At 60.6% G+C, this 16,745-nt stretch carries 7 protein-coding genes; 1 reads left to right on the top strand and 6 read right to left on the bottom strand.

Annotated elements, in window-relative coordinates; all coding sequences use genetic code 11:
- Positions 1–225 precede the first annotated feature (225 nt).
- Complete coding sequence (locus tag BLP82_RS04330) at positions 226–5,838, top strand: putative Ig domain-containing protein (RefSeq protein WP_092165609.1); 5,613 nt, start codon at positions 226–228, stop codon at positions 5,836–5,838.
- A 225-nt stretch (positions 5,839–6,063) separates the two neighbouring features.
- Here BLP82_RS04330 and BLP82_RS04325 read toward each other — a convergent pair whose 3' ends face one another.
- The 6 genes from BLP82_RS04325 to BLP82_RS04300 form a co-directional block, all read right to left on the bottom strand.
- Complete coding sequence (locus BLP82_RS04325) at positions 6,064–7,413, bottom strand: TolC family outer membrane protein (RefSeq protein WP_092165607.1); 1,350 nt, start codon at positions 7,411–7,413, stop codon at positions 6,064–6,066.
- Between the two features lie 2 nt (positions 7,414–7,415).
- Positions 7,416–8,786, bottom strand: a complete 1,371-nt coding sequence (locus BLP82_RS04320) for an HlyD family type I secretion periplasmic adaptor subunit (protein WP_092165605.1) — start codon at positions 8,784–8,786, stop codon at positions 7,416–7,418.
- On the bottom strand, positions 8,779–10,500 hold the full coding sequence (locus BLP82_RS04315) for a type I secretion system permease/ATPase (RefSeq protein ID WP_092165603.1): 1,722 nt from the start codon (positions 10,498–10,500) through the stop codon (positions 8,779–8,781). Before BLP82_RS04315 ends, BLP82_RS04320 begins: the two co-directional genes overlap by 8 nt.
- 356 nt (positions 10,501–10,856) lie before the next feature.
- Positions 10,857–11,768 (bottom strand): DMT family transporter, encoded by a 912-nt coding sequence (locus BLP82_RS04310; protein ID WP_092165601.1) that lies wholly within the window; start codon positions 11,766–11,768, stop codon positions 10,857–10,859.
- Between the two features lie 39 nt (positions 11,769–11,807).
- Positions 11,808–15,323 (bottom strand): non-ribosomal peptide synthetase, encoded by a 3,516-nt coding sequence (locus BLP82_RS04305; protein ID WP_092165600.1) that lies wholly within the window; start codon positions 15,321–15,323, stop codon positions 11,808–11,810.
- Between the two features lie 36 nt (positions 15,324–15,359).
- Positions 15,360–16,664, bottom strand: coding sequence for an aminotransferase family protein (locus BLP82_RS04300; RefSeq protein ID WP_092165598.1), 1,305 nt, complete (start codon positions 16,662–16,664; stop codon positions 15,360–15,362).
- Between the last annotated feature and the right edge of the window lie 81 nt (positions 16,665–16,745).

Raw genomic sequence — 16,745 nt, 5'->3', positions numbered from 1 at the left:
GCGAGCAAGCCCGCTCCCACAAGGAGACATCGTTCGGCCTTGAAAGCGTCAACGGAACGTTGCTCTTGCGCACATCCCACACAACCGCTGATCAGTTAGTCCGGCTTTTTGACACTTTCCCCGATATGCGGTCACAACTTTTGCGCTCCGTTGGGTCATAACACGAAGGTCGTCGATGGAATGTTGACGTCTACCTAGGTTTAAGCCTGATACGGAGATAAGCTCATGATTTTCAACGTACAAAATTTTGGCGCCAAAGGAGATGGCATCACAGACGACACAGCAGCCATCCAGAGTGCGATCGATGCGGCGGCCGCGGCCGGCGGTGGGCAGGTGTACATGCCCACTGGCACCTACATCGTTTCGGGGGGTGAGGAACCTTCCGACGGCTGCCTGATGCTCAAGAGCAACGTCTACCTGTACGGCGACGGCATGGGCGACACCACGGTCAAGCTGGCCGATGGTTCCGACACCAAGATCACCGGCATCATTCGCTCGGCCTATGGCGAGGAAACCCACGATTTCGGCGTGAGCAACCTCACCATCGACGGCAACCGCGACAGCACCACCGGCAAGGTCGACGGCTGGTTCAACGGCTACATTCCCGGCGAAGAAGGCTACGACTCCAACGTCACCCTCGACAGCGTCGAGATCAAGGATTGCTCCGGGTACGGCTTCGACCCCCACGAGCAAACCGTCAACATGGTCATCAAGAACAGCGTGTCCCACGGCAACGGCCTGGACGGTTTCGTCGCCGACTTCCTCAGCGACAGCACCTTCGAAAACAACATCGCCTACAACAACGACCGCCACGGCTTCAACGTCGTCACCAGCACCCACGATTTCACCCTGACCAATAACGTCGCCTACGACAACGGCGGCAATGGCATCGTGGTGCAGCGCGGCAGCGAGGACATTCCCTCGCCCAGCAACATCACCATCACCGGCGGCGAGGTGTATGGCAACGGTGCCGAGGGAGTGCTGGTCAAGCTCTCCAGCGAAGTGACCGTCACGGGCGTCGACATCCATGACAACGCCAGCGCCGGGATCCGCATCTATGGCAGCAACCACGTCGAGGTCATCGACAACACCCTCAACAACAACTCCCTGGGCAGTGCCGTACCGGAAATCATCATCCAGTCCTACGACGACACCCTGGGCGTGTCCGGCAAGTACTTCAACGGCAGCGATAACCTCATCCAGGGCAACATCATCAGCGGCAGCGACCTGTCGACCTACGGTGTTGCAGAGCGCAATGAAGACGGCACCGACCGCAACGCCATCATTGCCAACACCATCAGCCACACCAGCAAGGGCGCCACGCTGGTCTATGGCGACGGCAGCTACGTCAGCGCCACGGTACCGATGACCACCGTACAAGGCACTGCGGGCAACGACACCCTGCTCGGCAGTGCCGCGAGCGAGATTTTCTATGGCGGCGCGGGCAACGACACCATCAATGGCGCGGCCGGCGGCGACATCCTCGTCGGTGGCGCAGGCGTCGACAAACTCACCGGCGGCACTGGCGCCGATACGTTCCGGTTCGTCGCTCAGTCGGACAGTTACCGCAACGCGACCACCAGCTTCGATGACACCATCACCGACTTCGACGTCACCCAGGACAAGATCGACCTCGCCGGCCTCGGTTTCACCGGCCTGGGCAACGGCCGTGGCGGCACCTTGCAAGTCAGCTACAACGCCAGCAGCGACCGCACCTACATCAAGGACTTCGACGCCGATGCCAGCGGCAATCGTTTCGAGCTGATCCTCTCGGGCAACCTGGCCAGTACCCTGACCGCCAGCAACTTCATCTTCAACCGGGTGATCACCGGCACCAGCGGCAGCGACTCGCTGTTGGGCAGCGATGCGGCCGACACCTTGCTCGGCCTGGCGGGCAATGACAGCCTCAGTGGCGGCGCTGGCGACGACAAGCTCGACGGCGGTGCCGGCATGGACACCCTCACCGGTGGCGCAGGGGCGGATACCTTTGTGTTCGCCAATCGCCTGGACAGCTACCGCAACTACAACACCGGCGGCGCCAACCTGGGCGACCTGATCACCGACTTCAACGTCAGCGCCGACAAGATCGACCTCTCGGCCATGGGGTTCACCGGCCTGGGGGATGGCAAGAACAACACCGTGTACCTGGTGCTCAACAGCGCCGGCACCAAGACCTACATCAAATCCCTGGAAGCCGACGCCAATGGCAACCGCTTCGAAGTGGCACTGGACGGTAATTACCTCAATACCCTGACCAGCGCCAACTTCGTCTTCGCCACCACGTCGCCGACCAACCAGGCGCCCGTGCTGGCTACGCCGCTGGTGGATCAGAACGCCACCGAAAACACCCCGTTCAGCTACGTGGTGCCGGCCACCAGCTTCACCGATCCGGATAACGACAGCCTGAGCTACACCGCCAAGCTCGCCAACGGCGACCCCCTGCCCAGTTGGCTGACCTTCGATGCCGCCACTCGCACCTTCAACGGCACGCCTCCCGACACCGCGTCGGGCACCTACTCGATCCAGGTCACGGCCACCGATGGCAGCAACGCCACCGTCAGTGACAGTTTTACCCTCGCCGTGCAGGACGTCCCTACAGCCATTGTGATCAATGGCACGCCGAACAACGACACCCTGACCGGCACCGCGGCCAATGAGCAACTGTTCGGTGGCGCGGGCAACGACACCCTCAATGGCGGCGCCGGCAACGACATTTTGGTCGGTGGCACCGGGGTCGACAAACTCACCGGTGGCACTGGCGCCGATGTGTTCCGCTACACCTCGAAACTCGATAGCTACCGCACCAGTTCCACCAGCGCCAGTGACCAGATCCTCGACTTCGATGTGGCCGCCGACAAGATCGACGTGTCGGCCCTCGGCTATACCGGCCTGGGCAACGGGCTCAACGGCACTCTGCAGGTCACTTACAGTTCGTCGACCAACCGCACCTACCTCAAGGACCTCACGGTCGACGCCAATGGCAACCGGTTCGAGGTCTCGATGGCGGGCAACTTCGTCAGCAGCCTGACGGCCAGTCACTTCGTCTTCGCCGACCAGACCAACCCCACCAACGTGGCCCCGGTCGTGGCCACCCCACTCCTGGACCAGAACGCCAGTGAAACCACGCCATTCAAATACACCGTGGCGAGCAACAGCTTCACCGACGCCAACCAGGATGTGCTGACCTATACCGCGACCCTCGCCAACGGCACCGCCCTGCCCACCTGGCTGAGTTTCAATGCCACCAGCCTGACCTTCAGCGGCACGCCAACCAGCACCGCCGCGGGCAACTACGACATACTGGTCAAGGCCACCGATCCCTCGGGTGCCTCGGTCAGCGACAACTTCAGCCTCGTGGTGGCCGATGCGCCCGCCAACACCATTACCGGCACCAACAATGGCGAAACCCTCAACGGCACGACAGGCGCGGACCTGATCCTCGGCCTCGGCGGCAACGATACGATCAAGGCCGGCACCGGCGCGGACATCGTCGACGGCGGTGCCGGACGGGACTCGTTGTACGGTGGCGATGGCGCCGACACGTTTCGCTACAGCAACCTGTCCGACAGCTACCGCGACTACGACACCGGTGGTGTCACGGCCACCGACACGATTTATGACTTCACCGTTGGCGTCGACAAAATCGACGTTTCGGGGCTGGGCTTTCTCGGCCTCGGCGATGGCAGCAACGGCACGTTGTACATGACCCTGAACGCGGCCGGCGACAAGACCTACGTCAAGTCCGCCGAAGCTGACGCCGATGGCAATCGCTTCGAGATCGCCCTCAACGGCAACTACCTCAATACCCTCACCGCCAACGACTTCGTCTTCGGCGAGCGTGCCCAGCAGGACATTCTCTACCTGCCCACCCTCGGCCAATCCAATGCGCGCCTGCTGCGCATGACCGAGGACGACGACCAATCCGGCACTTCGATGCTGGTCAATGACCTGAACCGCTACACCACCTACGACGTGCGCAGCCAGTTCACCGATGCCGATGGCAACGGTATCGACATCGCGGTCGGCGGCAGCACGGTCAACGGCCTGTCCACTCTCAGCCCCGAGGAACTCCAGTTGTGCTGGTGGCTGACAGACACCAACCAACCCGGGCCGGCACTGTTGCGGGCAGTGACGCTGCTGCGTGACCAGCGCACCGAGCTGCAGTCGATCGACAACGTCACCATGGGCATCATCTGGGGCCAGGGCGAGGAAGCCGCCCAGGAAATCGCCCGCGCCACGGACAAGGCCGCGGCGGCAGCGGCGTACAAAGCCGCGACCCTGAAAGTCTTCGATTACCTGCACGCCCAGTTTGGCAATTTCAGTGTGTACCTGATGGAGACCGGTCACTACGAGCAGGATGCGGCCCGAGCCCGGGGTTACTCGGAAGAGAAGATTGCCTCCATCGTCGAAGGCGTCGGTTATGTCCGCGCCGCCCAGGAGGCCATGGCCGCCGAACGTGCCGACGTCAAGCTGGCGGTGGACTACACCGACCTGCCCTTGCGCTATGAAGTCGATCCGCTGGTATACCCCGATGACGTCTGGCACCTGCACGAAGAATCGGCGGAGATCGTCGGCCAGCGCCTGGCGGATTACATCGCCGATGACCTGGGCTTCCAGGGCAACCCCAACGACAACAACAGCGTGCAGGACATTTTCGACAATGCCCAGAACCAGGGCGGGATGATCTCCGGCACCGACCAGGATGACACCCTGGTGGGCAGCTCGGGCAACGACACGATCGATGGCGACCTGGGCGCCGACACCATGACCGGCGGCGATGGTAACGACATCTACGTGGTCGACAACGCGTTCGACAGTGTGGTGGAAACCAACACCTCGGCCTCGCAGATCGACACCGTGCAGGCTTCGGTCAGTTGGACCCTGGGCGCAAACCTCGAAAACCTGGTACTCACCGGCATATCGGAGATCGACGGCACCGGTAACGAGCGGCGTAACTTCATCACCGGCAACGCCGCCCATAACGTGCTCGATGGCGCCGCCGGGGCCGACAGCATGAGCGGTGGCGACGGCAACGACAGTTACTTTGTCGACAATGCCGACGACAGCGTGATCGAGACCAACGGCAATGCGATGACGGGCGGGATCGACAGCGTGCACAGCAGTCTGGCGGCCTATACCTTGGGCAACAATGTCGAAAACCTGTACATCGACAGCACTGGCGCCGCCAACGGCACGGGCAACGCGCTGGACAACACGCTGTTCGCCGGCGCCGGCAACAACATCCTGGACGGGCGCGATGGCAACGATACGGTATCGTTCGAACGAGCCCTGTCCGGTGTTACGGTGAACCTCTCGACGTCTGCGCAACAAAACACGGTGGGTTCCGGGCTCGATACCTTGAAATTCATCGAGAACCTGACGGGAAGCGCCTATGCCGACACCCTGTCGGGAAACAGTGCAGGGAACGTCCTCGACGGAGGAGCCGGCAACGATACGCTGGTGGGCGGTTCGGGCGATGACCGGTTGATCGGCGGCGCGGGCACCGACAACCTCACCGGTGGCACGGGCGCGGACACCTACGCGTTTGGCGCGCTGTCGGACATGGGCGTCGGGGCTTTGCGCGATGTGATCAGCGGCTTCAAGAGCGCGGAGTTCGACAAGTTGGACCTCACCGGCCTGGACGCCAACCCGCTGACCGCCACGGTTGATGCCTTCACGTTCATCGGCAGCAATGCCTTCGACGCCACCAACGCCACCGGCCAGTTGCGCTTCGTCGATGGCATCCTCTCCGGCAGTACCAACGCCGACGCCACCCCCGAGTTCGAATTCGAACTGGTGGGCGTCAAGGAGCTGCACGCCAGCGACTTCACCGCCTGAAGCAAGCACCCACAAGGGGGATTGGCCCCCAGATTAGACTGTGGGAGATCAAACTGTGGGAGCGAGCTTGCTCGCGATGACGGCAGCACATCCAGCATGGATGCTGACTGACCCACCGCTATCGCGAGCAAGCTCGGGTCCCACAGGGGTCGTGCTGTGCCTGAAAGATTGAAGGCAAGCACAGCGCCTGGACAGTTTTTGTGGCGAACTTGAACCCTGGATTGTCTAGAACAGGCTTTGCACCTGCTCCAGCACCGCGCGGTTCATCTGGCCGGTGTGGGTGTGCAGGCTCACATAGCTTTGCAGCATGTCGAGCTTGGTATTGAGCAGGTCCCGGCGGGCCTGGAACAGCCGCTGTTGCGCATCAAGAATATCCACCGTGGAACGCACGCCACCCTGGAAGCCTTTTTCCGTCGAAGCCAGTGCTCGCTGGTTGGACTCTACCGCCCGCTGCATCGCCTTGCTCTTGGTGAACCCGGCGACGACGCCCAGGTAATCCGCCTCGATGTCTTCAGCCAGTTGTTGGCGCTGTACGTCGTAATCGGACTGGGCCCCGGCCAGTTGTGCTTCGGCCTTGGCCACCGAGGCCCGTACCGCCCCGCCGCGATACAGCGGAATGTCCAGTTGCACGCCCACGTAATAGGTGTCCTGGCGCGGGTCGAGTTCCTGGTATTGACGGGTTTCCCGGCGGGTCAATTGAGTGGTCAACGACAGGGTCGGATAATGCCCGGCGCGCTGACTGTCGGCCTGGGCTTCGGCGACTTTCACTGCCGCCAGCCGGGCGGCCAGCTCGGGACTGGCCTGGCGGGCAATCGCCGTCCAGTACGGCAAGTCCTGCTCCGGCGGGATCGGGCTACCGGCGGCCAGTTCTTCGCGCATCGGCAGGATGTCATCGATGGGCACGCTGGCCCGCCCGGACAAAGCCCGCAAGGCGGCCACGCGGCGCGCCTGGGCTTCAGCCTCCTGGGCTTGCACCAGGTCGAGCCGCGCCTGAGCCTCATCGATATCGGTGATCGCGCCCTGGCCGCCCTCGTACAGTTTTTTGCTCTGGATGACCAAGCCTTGGATGGCCGCCTTTTGCTGCTGGATCAGCTTGATCTCGTTCTCGGCCCGGGCGACGTCGAAATACCCCTTTGCCACCCGGTCATACAAGGTCTGACCGGCCACGTCGAACACCTGGGTACCCAGTTGCCCTCGTGCCTTGCCTTCCTGGTACGCCGCCCAGCGGGCCTTGTCGTAGAGCGGCTGCTGCGCCGCCAGGGTGACGTTGTTCGCCTGGTAATCGTTGCTGTTGACGTAAGTGCTGTCGTCACCGCCGTCGGTACGTCCGCCGTAGCCGTAGCGCGAGGTCAGCGACACTTGCGGGTAGAGGCCACCACGACCGATGTCCTCTTCATGCCGCGAAGCTTCAAAAGCGTGAGCCGCCGATTGCACGGTCGGATCGTTGAGGCGCGAAGCGTCGTAGGCGGCGGTGAGGCTCAGGCCACCCTCGGCGGCCCACAACGGATCGATCAACGCCCAACCGGTATACAGACCCAGCAACACACAGCAACGGTAGCGGCAACGGTCGACCATGCTCATTCCTCCTTGAAGGCTGCCAGCAAGCGTTCGCGCAAAGGCTTCATCAGGTAATTCATCAAGGTGCGTTCGCCCGTCACCACCGTGACATCGGCGAGCATGCCGGGGCGCACCAGCAGGCCGGCGCTCTGCAACGCGATCACAGTGTCGGCGGGAATCTCGACCTTGGCGGAGAAGTACGGTTGGTGCGTCTGCTCATTGATCAACTGATCCGCCGACACCGTCGTCACCGTGCCGGTCACCGTGGGTGTATCGACCCGTTGCAGCGCGGTGAAATGCACATGCACCGGCAGGCCCGGGCGCAGTTTGTTGGCCATCAGCGGCTCGAAGCGGGCGGTGATCGCCATCGGCGCATCCAGCGGCACCACCTGCATCAGGGTCTGGCCGGCCTGCGCAACGCCGCCGACCGTATGAATGCTCACGTCCATGACCTGCCCGGCCACTGGCGCGCGGATCGCACCGTTGTCGACTTCAAACTGCAAGGCCCGGATCTGATCGGCATAACCGGCCGCCTCGGCCGAGACTTCGCTGAGTTGGGTTTCGGCATCGCGGCGGAACTCCTGCTGCGCCTGCAAGGCCTTGAGCCGGCTTTCGTTGATCGCCTGCCGAGTCCTGCCGACATCGCCCACCCCAGAAGCAATCTGCCCCGCCAACTGGGCCGCGTTGCGCTCGGCCTCGAACAGCTTGTTGCGTGGAACGTAGCCTTCCCGGGCCAGGTCACGCAGGCCTTCAAGCTCTTGCTGCTGGAAGCGCATCTGCGCGTCGTAGTTGCGCTTGACGCCTTCGTAGCCAAGCAGTTGTTGCTGCAGTGCCGCGGCTTCGTGCTCGATGATCTGCAAGCGGCTACCCAGCTCCGCACGGCGGGTGATGAACAACTGGCTCTGCAACGCCATGGCCGCCTTGACCCGCGGCTCGTCGGCGTGGGCCAGCAGTTCCGCGGGCCATTGGATCTCGGCGCTGCCCAGGCGCTCGGCAATCAAGCGCGCCTCAATGCTGCGATCATTGAGCAGCTTGCCCAGGGTCACGTCCAGTTGCGACTGCGCCTGCACCGTGTTGAGTTGCACGAGCAATTGCCCCTGGGTGACGCGGTCGCCATCGCTGACCAGCAGCTTTTCCACCACCCCGCCGACCAGCGACTGCACCGCCTTGCGCTCCCCCGCCACCACCACGGTGCCGCTGCCCACCACGCCCTGGTCGAGTGGCGCCAGGCAAGCCCAGAGCAGGAAACCACCCAGCGTCAGGACGAGGAACCCCACGCCATAACGCGCTGCACGCCCGGCATCGGTCCTGGCGCTGGGCAGCGCCAGGGTGTTGCGCACGCTCAGCCCCTGCTCGCTGTAAGCGTGTGCCTCTGGGATCAGATCACGCATCTTTGCCAGCCTCCTTGACCGTGGCCGGTCGCGGCCCCGGCATCAATGCCTTGAGCACCCGGTCCCGAGGGCCGAACGCCTGTTGAGTACCGTCCTTGAGCACCAGGATGTGATCGACCACCGCCAGCACACTGGGCCGGTGAGTGATCAACACCACGGTGCTGCCGGCCGCCTTGAGCGCACTGATCGCCTGGACCAGCGCCAGTTCGCCGGCGTCATCGAGATTGGAGTTGGGCTCATCGAGCACGATCAGCGACGGCCGCCCGTAGAGTGCGCGAGCCAGGCCCAGGCGTTGTTTTTGCCCACCGGACAAGCCAAGTCCGCCGGGGCCCAGCGGCGTGTCGTAGCCCTTGGGAAACCTCAGGATCATTTCGTGGATGCCGGCATGCCGTCCGGCGGCGATGATTTTGTCGGCGTCCTGCTCACCGAAACGAGCGATGTTGTCGGCGACCGTGCCGTCGAACAACTCGATGTCCTGGGGCAGGTATCCAAGGTGCGGCCCCAGGGCGTCATGGGACCACTGGCTGATCTCGGCATCGTCCAGGCGCACCGACCCGCCCATGGCCGCCCAGACCCCGACCAGGGCCCGGGCCAGCGTCGATTTTCCGCTGGCGCTGGGCCCGACCACGGCCAACACGTCGCCCTTGGCGAGGCTGAAATTGATCCCGCGCAGGATCGGCTGCGAAGCACCCGGCGGGCCGACATACAACTGTTCCAGGCGCACCGCACCGGTGGGCGGTGGCAACGGCATGCGCAAGCGCTCACGCGGGTGCTGGGCCAGCAATTGGCTCAGGCGCTGATAGCTCTGGCGCCCGGCGTTGAATTGCTTCCACGAGCCGATGGCGATTTCCACGGGCGCCAGGGCTCGCCCCAGCAACAGCGACATCGCAATCATCATGCCCGCCGACAGTTGCCCTTCGAGCACCAGCAAGGCCCCCAGCCCCAAGGCCAGGGACTGCCCGGAGATCCGCACGAAACGCGTCGCCGAAGTGATGCGCGCGCCGCGGTCGCTGGCATGGGCCTGGGCGGCAATGATGCGTTGCTGCAACAGGCTCCAGCGCTGGCGCAACGGCCCGAGCATGCCCAGGGCCTGGATGACTTCAGCGTTGTGCAGCGTGCTGTTGACATAGATCGACGACTGCACCCCCAAGCGATTGGCTTCGCCCAGACGCGTGCGCGTGGCCAGTTCACCCCACAGCGCCAAGCCGATCAGCACCAGGGCGAGCACCAGCGTCAGCACGCCGAACCAGGGATGAAAGATGAACGCCACCAGCAGGAAGATCGGCAGCCAGGGGGCGTCGAGCAACGCGATCAAACCTTGCCCGGTGATCAACTGACGCAACGTCGCCAGGTCACTGAGCACCTGTGCCGGGTTGGCGTTGTGTTCGCGCAGGCTGCGGGCAAAAGCCGCGTCGAAGACCCGCTCGCCCAAGGCATCGTCCAGACCCGCGCTCATGCGGATCATCACCTCGCCGCGCACCCACTCGATCAAGGCACTGAACATGAACAGTCCCAGGGCCATCAAGGTGAGCATGAACAAGGTGGTTTCGTTGCGGCTGGTCAGGACCCGGTCGTAGACCTGCATCATGTACAGCGACGGTACCAGTACCAGCAGATTGATCACGCCACTGAACAACGCCAGGGCCCAGAACACCCGGCGGTAGCTCAATAAGGCAGCATCGATGTCATGACGCGGATCGAGTAGAAAACGCATAGAAGGTCAACCCGCAATAGGAATAGTCGGTCCTGGCGCAATCCATCGCGAGTTACTTGCCCGAAGGCGTCAAAAAAAAGTGCGTCATGTTGCTGACGTGCAGCTATCGGAGCCGATCGTCGCCGCTACGGACGCCAACTACTGACAACGCATCCACCGGTTAGTGCCGGTTCGACACGCTGGTCCTTGAGGTGGGTGACAGACGGAAATACCACGCGTCAAAACTGAAGTTTTTCAATCTTGGACAGGCACTCGGAATGGACATTTCGGCTTATGGAAGCCAATACGCCCCCGACAGGACCTGTCGGGGGCGTACGTTTGATTTCGGGGTCTGAACGACCCGATGCAATCTTTCCTCAGGCCGCCTTGCTCAGCGGCGCCTCGCGAGCCTGGCTTCTATCTCCAACCAGGCACAGCAACAGCGACAAGACGATCGCCCCGATGCTGACATTCATCCACGGCGTAATTTCTTCATCGAGCAGTAACGCCGACCATGCGATGCCTGCTACCAGCGCTGCGAAACTGGCGAATGACACATAAATCCCACCGGCCCGGCGTACCAGTTCGAAAAAGGACCAGACCTCCACCGCCGTGACCAGAACCAGCAGCGTCACCTCCGGCCCGTGTTGGACCAACCCTTGATAGCCCACCTTCGATGTCGACGTCATGAACAACGGCAATGCCAACAACGCCGCAATCACCGACTCATAGGCCGCCATGGTGAACACGCCTAACCCCTTGGGCCAGGCTGCGGCGACGTACAGGTTGTACAGCGCGTAGCTCACCGGAACGCCGATGGCCGCGGCCAGCCAAAGCCTCGACGAGCCCTCGGGAAGCGCCGCGCTGGGCAGCAGTAACATCATCGCAGCGCTGATCCCCAAGGCAGCGCATGACAAATGCCAGACAGTGACCGTTGCCAAGCGCAGGATAAACCCCAGCAAGATGCAAAAAACCGGCGTACTGGTGACGATCAGCGTGAGCAGCGTCGAATCGATGTACGGTGCCACGATCAGCTCAAGCCATATTGGAAAGGCATAACCCAACACGCTGCAAATGATGAGGAACACCCACCAGGACGCATTGATGCGCCACGAACTGCGACTGACCGCCATGAGCGCCATGAATGCAATCGCGACGCCGAACAGCGTCGGAAACAGAATGAGATCGGCTTGAACCCCTGTGCTGGTAATTTTCTTTACCAACACGAAATGCAGCCCCCAGGTACTTCCCATCAGCGCGAGTAAAAGAAAGTTGATGTAACGGGTCATGCGTTAACTCCTTGTCTAGACGCTTCCAGCTCTACGGTATCAGTGCGCGACAGCTTGAGCATGGGAGGATACCCGGGCAGATCCGGCCAACACGGCCTCGATCATTTGCTCAGGGGTAAGGCCGAAAGGTTGACCATGCTCCCAGCATTCACGTGAAGCGATCGCCTCGGTGATTGCCAGGTCATCGATGCACGCGGACAACGATAACGATTTCACTACCGCGAATATCCTCAAGGCTTCAGCATCCTCCGGCGCCCTGACAATGCGAGCATTCAATGCAGCAAGCCACGTCGAGGAATTAACCAGCGAGAGATCTTTGAACTGGTGACGCATGGCAGCGTAGATTTCTTCCATCGTGTAGCTTTTGTTGGAACACAAGTGATGAATCCTTGCACCCGATACGGATTGGCGTAACGCGCTCACGACAGACGAAGCGATTTGCTCAGCGATACGGTCCACCGGACAAATTTCCAACTGCATCGGCATGATCGGGAACTGGCCTATCCGCTGGCAAACGCTCAGGAACTGGTAGACATAGTCGTGACGAGCTTCTTCAAGGTTCATGCTGCTTCCCCAAAGTCGCCCACATCGATAGATCGTCGTCCTCAGTCCGGAGGCGGCGCAGTGCTCCAATAACATTTCAGTCATCCACTTACTTTGCAGATAGCCGGAAGCCACGTTATCGACTTCCATGATTTTGGTTTCCGGCGTAGCCAGGAGAGATGGTTTTGTATCGAACAAGGCCAGTGAAGAAATGAAATGAAAGCTGGCGTTACTCTCAAGCGCCAGATTTATGAGATTCAGGCTCCCTTGGACATTGGTCGTCACCAACTTCGAATAGGGCGACAACATGTTGGTATCGGCGGCACAATGGACAATATCGCTGACGCTGCGTTGCAAGGCATATAAACCTTTCTCGTCGAGGCCGACGTCATCGTGATCCAGATCGCCAACGACAATGTGCAGTCTCTGCAGCGCTTCATTTCTCACGTTAAGCAATTGCGTGAGCTTTTTATGCGGGGACTCGGTGCTGCCCATGGGAGAGCGCACCAGGCAATAAATGGGGCGCTGTGTGCTCTTGAGCAATGCGCGGACCACATGGCGCCCAAGCAGTCCCGTAGCCCCCGTTACCAATATACCGTCCTTGGGAAGACTGACTCGTGGCGCACTGCGGCGAATCAAGCCCTTGAGTCGTTCAAACTCAGCATAGCGCCAGTCCTTGAAATCTCGTGGGCGTTTTTTTGCGATTCCAGGGCCGCCAACATTGTTCAAAATGGCTCCCAGGCTGGGGTATTCATAGAGCGTGGAAAGCGGCCACTCGTGCCCGCTGTGTTTCTGTAACAGCATGGCCAGGCGTACGATTTCCAACGAGTCCGCCCCATTTTCGACAAGACTGGCATCCCAATTCAGTTCCCGACCGCCCAACGTCGACTGTATTTCCCGGGCAATTTCGCTTCCCGCAAAAGGGCTCGACAGGTCTTTGCTCGTTGCGTCTACAACCGCCATTGCGAGCCTTCTTACTGTGTTGTAATCGATCTTTCCAGCCAGGTTACGCGGTATTTCGTCGAGCAGAATGAAGCTGTTCGGCACCATGTAGGATGGCAGGTCCAACATCAATTGTTGACGTAACGCCAGTTGCGACACCTTCATGCCGGGCATCAGTTGAACGACACACAGAAGCTTGCTGTCACTGCCGGCGTCCGTCATGAAAACGCAGCAGTCAGACACTTCCGGCAATGTTCGTACAATGGACTCGATTTCACCCAGGCTGATCCTGAAGCCTTGCCGCTTCACCACGTTATCCATGCGTCCGTGATATTCCAGCGCTCCATCGCGGCCAATGCGTCCCAGGTCTCCGCTTTTGTAGTAGCGGCGCAGGCTCCGATCGGTTTCCACCCGCACGAAGAATTTTTCCGCCGTCATGTCCGGATTGTGCAAATACCCCTCGGCCACGCCTGGGCTGGATATGCATATCTGCCCCATTGCGCCGAGGGGTGCAGGTTTATCGAAACGGTCCAGCAAGACAATTCGGCTACCGGCAATGGGCCGACCAATAGAGATGTCGTTCCTTGAATCGTCATCCGTGTCAGGACGTCGTACTCGCTGGAGAGCGGTAACGACGGTCGTCTCGGTTGGGCCATAGGAATTGATCAACGTCGGGCGCGGCGCGGGGAGACGGTACCAGTTGTGTATGTCTGATTTGTAAAGGGCTTCTCCGCCAATCACCACCAGATTGACACAAGAAGGAAAATGCAGCTGTTGGGAAGTACAAGCCAGGCTGAGTTCTCGCCAGTACCCGGTCGGCAAGTCAAGAAAAGTAATCTGCTGCTCGTCGAGGAACTGCAGAAAGCTGGCAGGCTGCAAATCGACGGATGAATCACGGATGACCAATGTTCCGCCGGCCATCAGGCAGCAATAGATTTCCTCGACAGAGGCGTCGAACGAGACAGTCGCAAACTGCAGGACCTTGTCCTGGCTCGTAAGGCCGAACGAGTGCTTGGCCACGCTGGCGTAATACGAGAGCGATGCGCGAGAGATCAAGACACCCTTTGGCCGCCCCGTGGTCCCGGAGGTAAACAGTACATATCCGCACCGTGGCTCATTGTCGGGTTGAGCTGCACTCAGGGAGAGTCCCACCGCGACGACAGCATCGCCCTCTACAACCCAGCCTACCCGTGCATCTTCAAGCATCAGCTTGCTTCGCTCGGGAGGAAGCTGCGGGTCTATCGGAATGTAGATAGCGTCCAGCGAGAGAACCGCCAAGGCTGCAACGACGAAGTCGCTGGATCGGGACATTCGCAACGCGACTCGACTGCCGGGCTTCACGCCTTGGCCTGCCAGTTGGGCGACCAGCTTGCGAATGTCAGCCGACAACTGCCCATAACTGATCACCCGGCCTGCGTCGCGAATCGCCACTTTGTCCGGGTCGCGGCAGACGTGCTCCTCGAAAGCCTCCAGTACATCCTGCTCCTCGACTCCATGCAATTTTCCCAGCAGCTCGGAATTCGAATGTTCTGGGCGGGCACGTTCCACGAGGTCCGGTACAACGAAATTATTTTCGTGCTGCAATGCGCAAGCGATGCCATGCAATGTGTCGAAAATCTCATGGGCCAGGCTTCGCTCGAGAAGCTGTCCATCAAAGACCAATTCGACGTTGGTTGCGCTGACGCACATCTGCAGCCGAGCGGCGCCAAATACGCCTGGGCACTGTTCAGTGTCGGACCAGGCGCAGACCTGCCATGAAGTATTCTGCGCGCCAGAAATAGCCCCCAGCGCAGCCTTGCAGAAATCGAGAAGTTTGCGAGCCGGCGCCTGAAAATCGATGTTCGGGCAGTCAACCTGCCCTCGGCGCGATACGACAGTGCAGTTCAAGTTTTCGACCCAATTGGCGTACCAGCTAGCCGTTATGAGCCAGGCCGCAAGTAGCCGGACCTCCAGATCAGAGTCCGGAGTAGCCCGTTCAAGCTTGATCGCCGCCTCGGTCACGCCGTATTCCCCGGCATGGGTTTGTGGACTCCGCGCCGGACCTGTGTGTTCGATTTCATCGAAGGTCATCTCTAATAATCCTTTATAAGTGAGTCGCGACGACAATCAGCCTAATGCGGCGACGATCACTCGGCAGAGATGGTCGATCTGCTCTCGATTGATACAGAGCGGCGGGGCAATTTCGATGGTGGGATCGTTTCGGGTGTAATACAAAGAAGTGATGATCCCGCTGTTCAACAATCGCTCTCGAATCACTTTCACTTCCTCGGCCGTGGCAGGCGCCGAAGAGTCGCTTGAGCGCAAGTGGATCGCCTGGAGCAAGCCAGTACCGGTGAGCCCGGAGACTTTCGGGTGGTTACCAAACAAGTCTTGAAGCACACCTTTCAAGTAAATGCCCATGGATGAGGCGTTTTCAAGCAACCGCTCGCGTTCGAGAATCCCGATATTCTCAAGGGCGGCGGCCGCGGCAGCCGGACGACCGCCAAACGTAGCGCCGTGGGCGAACATGCTGTCTTCGCCCTGGGCAAAGACCGCCGCGACCCGCTCGCTGACAATCGTCGCGCCGAGCGAGTCGTATCCGCTTGTAAGCCCTTTCGCGCAAATAACGATATCGGCCTCAAGTCCATACTGCTCGGCGCTGAACCAACTGCCCAGGCGTCCGAACCCGGTGATGACTTCATCGACGATCAACAACGCGCCGGTTTCCTCGCGCAAGCGCTTCAAGCCATCAAGATACTCAGCAGTGGGGGTTACCATGCCATTGCTGGTTTCAACCGTTTCAATCAACACGCCAGCAACATCCTTACCCAGGCCCGGCGTTGCATGGAGCACGTCGCTGAGAGGGTCTGTACTGTCCCGCATCGAAGCGATGGTGGCGGTCATGGGCAAGAGCGGACCAAACTCTTCCTTTAGCGCCGCGAATCCACACACAGACAGCGCGCCCAGCGTGACACCGTGGTAAGCATGATCGCGAGACACCAGCCATTTACGCTGGGGTTCGCCATTCCTGACCGCGAATGCCCGAGCGATTTTCAATGCAGTCTCTACCGCCTCCGAACCGCTATTGGTAAAGAACACCCGGGCATTGGCGCCGACAACAGGTGATGCCAGGCCGGCGAGCGTCTGGGCCAACCGGGAAGAATAAGGGTTTGAAAAACTGAACGGAGAGCAGAATGCCAACTTTCTGGCCGCTTCACTGGCCGCATCAATAATCGAATCACGACCATAACCCACGTTCACGCAGTACGCGCCGCTGATGGCGTCCATGTACCGACGGCCTTCCGAGTCTGTTACATAGATCCCCTGCGCCTCGATTATGGATGAAGGGAACGCATCGGTTTTACCAATCTGGTCGGAGGGAAAAAAATGAAGCCAAGTATTATTATCGGATGACACTTTTTCTTTAAACATGCAAGGTCCTTACGCTTCAGAAACTAAGCGCTCTAATCATCTGGCATCGGCGAGTAAGCGACTGATCTGCGACCAGTCGCA

Origin of the sequence: Pseudomonas sp. NFACC37-1, assembly GCF_900101575.1 — a bacterium.
Taxonomy (GTDB): domain Bacteria; phylum Pseudomonadota; class Gammaproteobacteria; order Pseudomonadales; family Pseudomonadaceae; genus Aquipseudomonas; species Aquipseudomonas fluorescens_AA.
Note: the sequence above shows the minus strand (reverse complement) of the source record. Positions and strands in the feature narration are given on the sequence as shown.